We start from the raw sequence: 7,900 nt of genomic DNA on the forward strand, positions 1-7,900 counted from the left end.
GTGGCATCCGGAAGTGCGCGATAACCTCCCGGATCGGCTCGACGACGGCGTCGCCGTGGCGGCGCAGGTACCGTTCCACGATGTCGGCCATGAAGGTGAAGTGCCGGGCCTCGTCCTTGGCGAGCCGGTTCAGCAGATCGGCCAACACCGGATCGCCGACGACCGCTCGCAGCTGCTGGTAGTACAGCTGGGTCGCCTTCTCTTGGACCAGGGCGTAGGCGAACAGCGAGACCGCGTGGTCGTGCGGCAGTTCGAAGTGCTTGCGCCCCTCGGTCGCCAGTTCCCGCCGCAGCTCGTCGGGATCGGCGATGCCGGCGGCGACCTGGTAGCGGAACAGTGCCCGGGCGTGGCTGTCCTCCTCCTGCGCCCAACGCACGGTGAAGTGGTAGAGCTCCCGGTTGTGCACGAAGTTCTCGACGTCGACGTCGGGGTTCAGCGGGAAGGCCCGCTCGTACACGCCGAAGTAGCCGGGCAGGTGGTCCTCGATCAACGTGATGAACCGGACCGCGGAGCGATGTCCCTCGGTGAGCCGATCGGCGTCGGCGTTCTCCCAGGCGAACGTCGATTCGACGTTGAAGCGGCGGGTGGTGGAGCCCGCCTGGTGGAAGGCGATGACGGCCGCCTCGACCTCGGCGGGAGGAAGCAGCGGCGCCAGGGCCGGGCGTGCGGGGGCTCGCGGCGGTTCGACGCCGCGGGCCTGGCCGAACGCCGGCCGGAGAATGTCGGATGCCGTCATGATGTGGATCCCGTTCCTCTCTCGGCGGCGGTCAGCGTGCCTTGCGGCACACCAGCGCGTAGTGCTTGGTGGTGTAGCCCCAGCCGGCGTTCGCGACCTCCAGATAGCGGCGCAGCGTCGCGGCCGTTCCCGGGCGGATCGCGTCGATCCGCTCCGCGGCCGCGTCGACGTTCACCAGCCAGTCGTCGATGGTGCGCCGGTAGTCGTCGGTGAGATCGTCTAGGCTTGCCAGGGAGAAACCGGCCTCCTCGGCACCGGTGACGAGGTCGGACAGCGGCCGCATGTCCCCCCAGCCGAAGATCGATGCGCGGACGAACTCGGTCCCTTCCCGATGGTCGAACGCCCCCCGGGTGGCAGCGTTGCGAAAGCAGCTTTCCGACACGTACAGCCGTCCGTCGCGGCGCAGCAGCGCCCGGGCCCGCCGGAACACGACATCGAGGTCGGGCATGTGCACGATCGAGCCGAGCATTGTCACTGCGTCGAAACTCCCCGAGGGCAACTCGACCGTCTCGAAGTGGCCCTGGACCGTGGTGACGCGGTCGCTCACGCCGAGTTCGGCAGCTCGCTGCGCGATGTAGGCGTGCTTGTCGCCCCGCGGGGGAGACCCCGACGACCTCGGCTTCGTACTCGACCGCCATGAACAGCGTCAGCGAACCCCAGCCGCATCCGATGTCGAGGAGGCGACCACCGCGGCGCAGGCCGAGCCGATCGGCGACGAAGTGGAGCTTGGCGATCTGCGCCTGCTCGAGGGTGTCGTGCTCCGTGCGGTAAAGACCCGAGCTGTATTTGCGCAGGGGATCGAGGAACAGGCCGAAGACCTCGGGCGGCAGGTCGTAGTGCTGATTGGTGTCGCTCGTCGTGGGTTCGGTGCCCGTCGTGGGCCCGGTGGCCGTCGTGGGCCCGGCGGCGAGGCCCACCGCAGCCTCCGGTGCGGTGGTGACGGGCGAGTTCATGCGGCCTGCACCTGCAGCGCCGCCTGGACGACGTCGGCGACTTCGGCGACGGTGACCGCCGAGAAGACGTCCTCGTCCTCGAGCTCGACGTCGTACTCGCGTTCTACCCGGGCGATCATCCGGAGCACCTTCACCGAGTCCGCGCCCTCCACGGAGCGCAGATCGGCGTCCGCAGCCAGGTCCTCGACCGGGATGCCGAGCTCACGAGCGACGATGGCGGTGACGGTGGTGACGATCTCCGCATACGACACTGACATTCAGTGCTCCTCTGAGGTGGGGAGGCCGGCGGCGGTGGACCCGGTGGCCGGTGGTCTGGTGAGCGTCGCCGCCAGTGCCTGCGCGACACGGTCGGCCTCGGTCGGATTCAGCATCATCCGGTCCCGGGCGGTGTCCATCGGGGTCGGGCGGTAGGTTGCGCTTGCGGTCGCGAGCAGCGTCCCGGCATCGTCGAGGATCTCGGCCTCGGCGTGCACCAGCCCGTTTGCTCTGCCGCCGTTTACGCCGCTGTTCGCTCCGCCGACCGTGCCGCCGACCGGTGCCGCGTCCCCGCGGCCGGGGGTACCATCCGGGACGCCGTGCAGCCGGGCGACGCAGCGGTACTCGGCGCCGACGCTCAGCGGGGCGAGGTAGCGCACCCGCAGCGCGGTGGTGAACGCGGTGAGCCCGACCTGCAGCACGATCAGATTGCCCATCGTCTCATCGACGATCACTCCGATGAGGCCACCGTGCACGACGCCGGGATAGGACTCGTGCCGGCGTTCGAGTCGGAAACGGGTCGAGATGCCGTCGGCGTGGGCGGAGAAGTGTAGTTGCAGCCCGTGCGGATTGTGCGGCGAGCAGCCGAAACACCGATAGTCCGCGAGCACGGACCACGGCACGCTCAGGTAGTCCTCCGGATCGTCGGCTTCCCGCGGGCCGTCAGGGCTCGGCGTCATCAGGTGGCTGCGCATCGGGCTCCCTGGTCGATAGGCGCGGAACGCGCGGCTGGTCGATGGGCGCGGAACGCGCTGGGCGTGCGGAATCGGAGGCGGGGCTTGCGGGTCAGAGCACGCCGCGCCCGACCAGGTCGCGTACCGCCAGCCGTTGGAATTTGCCGCTGGAGGTACGGGGCAGCGCGCCGGGCTCGACCAGACGCACCGTCACCGTGGACAGCCCCAGCGCCGCAGTTGCCGCCATCCGCAGGTCGGTCGCGAGTCGGGCTCGGTCCGCGGGCTCGGTCAGCGCGGTCTCGCCGACCACCGTGACGCCGCCGGCAGCCTTCGCTCCGGTGGCGTCCGGGGGGCTGTCGGCGGCGTCTGGCTGGTCGGGGGAGCCGAAGGCGACGACGCGACGTCGGTGCACGCCCGGAAGGTCACGCACCGCCGCTTCGGCGTCCTCGGGGTAGTAGTTCACGCCGCGTATAATGATCATTTCCTTGTCTCAGCCGGTCACGAACAGATCGTCGCCGCGCTGGAAGCCGAGGTCGCCGGTGCGCAGCCAGCCGTCCGCGGTGAAGCCCCCGGTCGTCAGGCCCCCCGCGGTGAGGTAGCCCGAGGTGACCGAACCACCCCGGATCTGGATCTCGCCCACCCGCAGGCTCGGCGCCAGACCGTCGCCGAGCGGATCGGCCAGGACGTCACCGTGCAGGTCGGCGATGCGAATCCGGATGTCGCGGACCGGCCGGCCGACGGCGACCAGCCCCTTGGCGCGCGGATGCTCGCGCGGGACCTCCGTCACGATTCCCTCGGCGGCGAGTCGGTCCCGGTCGACCCAGGTGACCACGGGGGCGCGGCCCAGCGGCGGGAAGGCCACGGCCAGGGTGGCCTCGGCCATCCCGTACACGGGGAACATCGCCGTGGGGGCGAACCCGGCCGGCGCGAAGTGGTCGAGGAATCGCTCAACGCCGACCGCGGAGACCGGCTCGGCTCCGTTCAGCGCGACGCGCCACCGGCGCATGTCCAGCCCGGGTACCTCGTCCGGGTCGATCGCCCGGACGAGGTCGTCGTAGGCGAAGTTTGGCGCCGGCGAGATCGTGGCGCCGCTGGCGAGGAACGAGCGCAGCGAGCCGGCGGGGTCACGGACGAAGTCCGCCGGGGACCAGACGGTCATCGGGATGCCGGTCATGATCGCACTGAGGGTCGCGAACAGCCCCATGTCGTGGAACAGCGGCAACCAGATTCCGCCGTGATCGCCCTCACCGAGCCGGATGCCGTCGATGATCGCGCGGATGCCGCACAGCACGGCGCGGTGGCTGAGTACCACGCCCTTCGGGGCCGCGGTGCTGCCGGAGGTGAACTGCACGATCGCGATGTCGTCCGCACCCACCGCACCCACCGCACCCACCGGACGCCCGGGACTCGGAGGTGGCTGGCGCGTGGGCGTGGCGGGACCGGCGTCGCGGGCCAGGTCCGCCGCGGGGAGGAACCGGAGTCCGCCGAGCCGGTCGGCCGTCCGGCGCAGGATGGCGGACACCCGGCCTCCGGTGACCACCCGGTGGATGCCCGCGGCCGCCGTGGTGCGCGAGACCCGGTCGGCATAGCCGTTGAGGTCGTGCGCGGTGGTCGGCAGTGGCAGCGGACAGGCCGCCGCGCCCGCCCGACTGATCGCGAAGAGCGCGAGCAGAAACTCGGCCGAGTTCGCGGCCAGTACCCCGACCCGCTCACCGGCCTGGACCCCGTCCGTCGTCAGCGCGGCCGCGATCGTCCGGGAGGTGGCCGCGAGGTCCCGCAGCGAGATCACCTCGCGGGTCGACGGGAACGTGACGGGTGTGTCGGGATGCCGGGCGGCCGCAACGTCCAGTGCGTCGTGCAACGTCTCGGCGTTGTGCAACGTCTCGGTGTCGTGCAACGTCTCGGCGTCGAGCGGCTCATGGTGCCCGCGAGCGTCGGTCGTGCCGGTCGGGTCACTCGTGCCGGTCGGGTCCGTCGCGTGGCTGCCGTGGGTCGTGTGGGCCGGCCCGCCGGTCGTCGCCGACCGTGGAAAGACCGGCCGCGGATGGACCGTCGGAGACGTGGGCGAGATGGCGGAGGTGGGCGAGGTGGCCTCGCTCCGGATGGCAGGTATGATCCGCACTCCTGTCTTCCGCGTCCAGGTGTCTTCTGCGCCCGTGCGACGGATGGGGCCCGGCCGGCACCGAGGCGACGGCGGCCGAACAGCAGCCGATGGGGCTGCCCGTCAGGTGTACTCGCCCGTCGGGTGTACTGATGTCTGTCCGTCGGGTGTACTGATGATCGGATGTGCTGATGAATGCCGCGGGCAGCAGGAAAAGGCTCGTGGGTATGGTGGTCGTTCGTCAATAAAAATTCAGGTAATCTATCGATCCATCAGGGCCGACAATACATCACCGAATCGTCCCGGCGGTCGAAAAATTCATCCGATGGTTTCCTGGGAGTTTAGGAGTCGCAATGAAATAACTTGCGCGTTTCGAACCCTCCACAGGCCTGTGACCTGCGATGATGCTCTCGATCACGTATTTGTTACTTCATTACGTCCCCTTACCTGGGTGTCGTCCTGGTGGTATCAAATGTACCGATCACCTCGCCGGGTCGACGGCCCGGCGCGCGACCGCGACCGAATCAAGTTTCCTGGTGTCCGGCCGGAATCTGGAGGCGAGGGTCCGGAAACGAGACTCGGGAACGGAACCGAGGGTCCCCACCCGCCACCGTCCCGCCGTCCTACTCATCCCATCCGTCGCCTCCATTCCCTCATGTCTCCCGCCGCGATCGGGCTCCGGGCAGGTGGCCTGAACGCACAGGTCCCGGGGCGCTTCCAGGTGGAGACCCACCGTGAACCAAGCTCCGTGGCACCACTCGCGCTGGCATTCGTCGGACCGACGATGAGGAGCACGCCATGGCAGTCACAACCGATTCCGTATTCGCCGGGGCGGACGCCGGTACCGGCGTCGCGGCCGACCACGGGAACCCGCTCCCGGACCAGGCGACTGATCTGCTGGCCGCGTTGTTCGATCCCGCGAACAGGCCGAATCCCTATCCGCTCTATGCGCGCCTGCGGGCAGCCGGCCGGCTGCCCGAGACGCCGTTCGGACTGCAGGTCGCCACCCGGCACGACGACTGCGTAGCGGTACTGTCCAACCAGAGTTGGGGGCACGATCAGGAGGCCCACCAACTGCATCCCACCTTGCCCGCCGAGGAGTTCCCGGCGACGTTCCTGTGGATGGAGCCGCCGGACCACACCCGGCTGCGCGGCCTGGTGAGCAAGGCGTTCACCCCGCGTCGGGTCGCCGATCTGCGGCCGCGTATCACCGCCCTCGTCGACGACCTGCTCGACACCGCGCTGCGGGCCGGAGAGTTCGACCTCATCGAGACGATCGCGTACCCGCTGCCACTCACGATCATCTGTGAGATCCTCGGGGTGCCGGCGGCCGACCACGGCATCATCCAGATCTGGTCGCAGGCGCTGGCCAGGGCGTTCGACCCGGACGTCCTGATGTCTCCGGAGGCGTTGGCGGAACGTAACGACGCCATCCCTGAGTTCCTCGCCTACTTCCGTGCGCTGGTCGCGCGCAGCCGCCGCAGCGGTGGCGACGATCTGCTCAGCGCGCTGGCCGCCGTCGAGGAGCAGGGTGATCGGCTGACCGAGGACGAACTGCTCGGCACCTGCGTGACCCTGCTGATCGCCGGCCACGAGACGACGGTCAACCTGGTCGGCAACGGGGCGCTGGCGTTGCTGCGTAACCCCGATCAGACGGCGTTGCTGCGCGACGAACCGGATCTCATCCGGCCCGCCGTCGACGAGCTGCTACGCTATGACTCCCCGATCCACCTCAACACCCGGGCAGCGATCCGGGAAATGACGGTGGGTGGCCGGACCTTTTCCCCGGGTGAGGGCTTGGTGGCGTTGATCGCTTGCGCCAGCCGCGATCCGGAGGCGTTCGACGACCCGGACCGTCTCGATGTGCGCCGCTACGTGGCGGGCTCCGGCGCGTCCCGGCACCTGTCGTTCAGCCTTGGCCACCACTACTGCCTCGGCGCGCCGTTGGCGTTGCTCGAGATGGAGATCTTCCTGGCGGGGTTCCTCCACCGGGTCCGGTCCGCCGAGCTTCTCGTCGATTCGCCGCCCTACAAATCCAACCTGCTCATCCGAGGACTGGCGGAGCTCCCCGTCCGCTTCCGGGGATAGTGCCGCAAAGTCGCGGATCGAGCCGATTCTGATATTCTGCTCGAAGTCAAGTGCCAGGTCGGAGGCGTGGTGGATGCCACGTCGGGCGAATCTTACGCCGTATCTTCCGTATCTCCACACGCCGTATTCACCCGTAGTTTTTCGGGATCGCTAGCGTGTCCGCGGGAGGTACCATGGAGAGCAAGATCGATTTCCGATACCTCGTCTCTTTCCTGGCGATCGCAGAAGAACTCCACTTCGGCCGGGCCGCGGCCAGGCTCCATCTGGCCCAGCCCTCTCTCAGGAGTCGCAATGAAATAACTTGCGCGTTTCGAACCCTCCACAGGCCTGTGACCTGCGATGATGCTCTCGATCACGTATTTGTTACTTCATTACGTCCCCTCAGTCAGCAACTCCAGCGTCTCGAACGTGACATCGGTGTCGAACTGGTCAACCGGACCTCCCGGGAGGTCCGGTTGACTCCGGCGGGCCGGGCCTTCGAGAAGGAGGCACGACGTCTGCTGGAACAGGCACGACAGGCGGTCCGGGCGGCCAGGGAGGCCGCTTCCGGCCGGACCGGTCGGATCCCCATCGGGTTCAACTTCCCCGCCGGGGAACGGGTCCTCCAACCCACCCTGCTGCGGCTCAACGCTGACTACCCGAACGTCTCGACCACTCTCTGGGAGGCTCGCAGCGGCCCCCAGCTGTCCGCCCTCACCGCGGGAAAACTCGACGTCGCGCTCGTGTTCGCTGGGCCTCTCGCGGCCCAGTTGCGGTCCCATCGGGTCTTCACCGTGCCGCTGGTGGCGCTCGTCGGGCGGAACCACCCGTGGGCGGACCGCCGCCAGGTCTCGTTCCGGGAGCTGGCGGGCCAGGGATGCGTGCTGTTCCGCCGGGAACAGAGCCCGGCGATGCACGACGCCATCCTCGCCGCCGCCGACCGCTGTGGCATCCGCCTGAGTGTGGCCGAGGAGGTCGACGACTCCGGCGCCACCGGCGTAAACATTCACCTGCTTTAGCGATCTTGCTGTGGGTGACGGTTCACGGGCATGGCTGTGGGCCGCGCCGGGCGGGGTGGTTGGGGTCGGCTGCCGTCAGGTGGGGACGGCGGCGG

Annotated in this window: 6 protein-coding genes and 3 pseudogenes; 3 read left to right on the plus strand and 6 right to left on the minus strand. The window is 69.0% G+C overall.

Annotated features, from left to right (window positions below):
• The 6 genes and pseudogenes from AC08OQ_RS15275 to AC08OQ_RS15300 form a co-directional block, all read right to left on the minus strand.
• Window positions 1-736 (minus strand): acyl-ACP desaturase (locus tag AC08OQ_RS15275; RefSeq protein ID WP_476612137.1); only part of this gene is annotated, 736 nt, incomplete at its 3' end.
• Window positions 737-767: 31 nt separating this feature from the next.
• Window positions 768-1,689 (minus strand): annotated as a pseudogene (locus AC08OQ_RS15280) (class I SAM-dependent methyltransferase).
• Entirely contained in the window at window positions 1,686-1,946 is a 261-nt protein-coding gene (locus AC08OQ_RS15285; protein ID WP_462189085.1) for an acyl carrier protein, read from the minus strand. The pseudogene AC08OQ_RS15280 and the gene AC08OQ_RS15285 overlap by 4 nt, the downstream one beginning before the upstream one ends.
• Window positions 1,947-2,624 carry a PaaI family thioesterase gene (locus tag AC08OQ_RS15290; RefSeq protein ID WP_476612138.1) on the minus strand — a complete coding sequence of 226 codons (678 nt, stop codon included), beginning with the start codon at window positions 2,622-2,624 and terminating at the stop codon, window positions 1,947-1,949. It abuts the gene before it with no gap.
• 106 nt (window positions 2,625-2,730) lie between these two features.
• Window positions 2,731-3,099 carry a hypothetical protein gene (locus tag AC08OQ_RS15295; protein WP_462189083.1) on the minus strand — a complete coding sequence of 123 codons (369 nt, stop codon included), beginning with the start codon at window positions 3,097-3,099 and terminating at the stop codon, window positions 2,731-2,733.
• A 9-nt stretch (window positions 3,100-3,108) separates the two neighbouring features.
• On the minus strand, window positions 3,109-4,740 hold the full coding sequence (locus AC08OQ_RS15300) for an AMP-binding protein (protein WP_476601980.1): 1,632 nt from the start codon (window positions 4,738-4,740) through the stop codon (window positions 3,109-3,111).
• Between the two features lie 777 nt (window positions 4,741-5,517).
• Between AC08OQ_RS15300 and AC08OQ_RS15305 the strand changes: the two genes are divergently transcribed.
• The 3 genes and pseudogenes from AC08OQ_RS15305 to AC08OQ_RS15315 all read left to right on the plus strand — a co-directional run.
• The gene (locus tag AC08OQ_RS15305) at window positions 5,518-6,807 is read left to right on the plus strand and encodes a cytochrome P450 (protein WP_476605564.1); all 1,290 of its coding nucleotides are present in this window, start codon (window positions 5,518-5,520) and stop codon (window positions 6,805-6,807) included.
• Between the two features lie 185 nt (window positions 6,808-6,992).
• A pseudogene (locus AC08OQ_RS15310) lies at window positions 6,993-7,085 on the plus strand (LysR family transcriptional regulator); the annotation flags it as partial.
• A 102-nt stretch (window positions 7,086-7,187) separates the two neighbouring features.
• Window positions 7,188-7,787 (plus strand): annotated as a pseudogene (locus AC08OQ_RS15315) (LysR family transcriptional regulator); the annotation flags it as partial.
• Window positions 7,788-7,900 lie beyond the last annotated feature (113 nt).

Source organism: Frankia sp. CcCS3, assembly GCF_977927575.1.

Coding starts and splice junctions, on each gene's coding strand:
- AC08OQ_RS15285 (WP_462189085.1), bottom strand. CDS start 1,946: ATGTCAGTGTCGTATGCGGAGATCGTCACCACCGTCACCGCCATCGTC.
- AC08OQ_RS15290 (WP_476612138.1), bottom strand. CDS start 2,624: ATGACGCCGAGCCCTGACGGCCCGCGGGAAGCCGACGATCCGGAGGAC.
- AC08OQ_RS15295 (WP_462189083.1), bottom strand. CDS start 3,099: ATGATCATTATACGCGGCGTGAACTACTACCCCGAGGACGCCGAAGCG.
- AC08OQ_RS15305 (WP_476605564.1), top strand. CDS start 5,518: ATGGCAGTCACAACCGATTCCGTATTCGCCGGGGCGGACGCCGGTACC.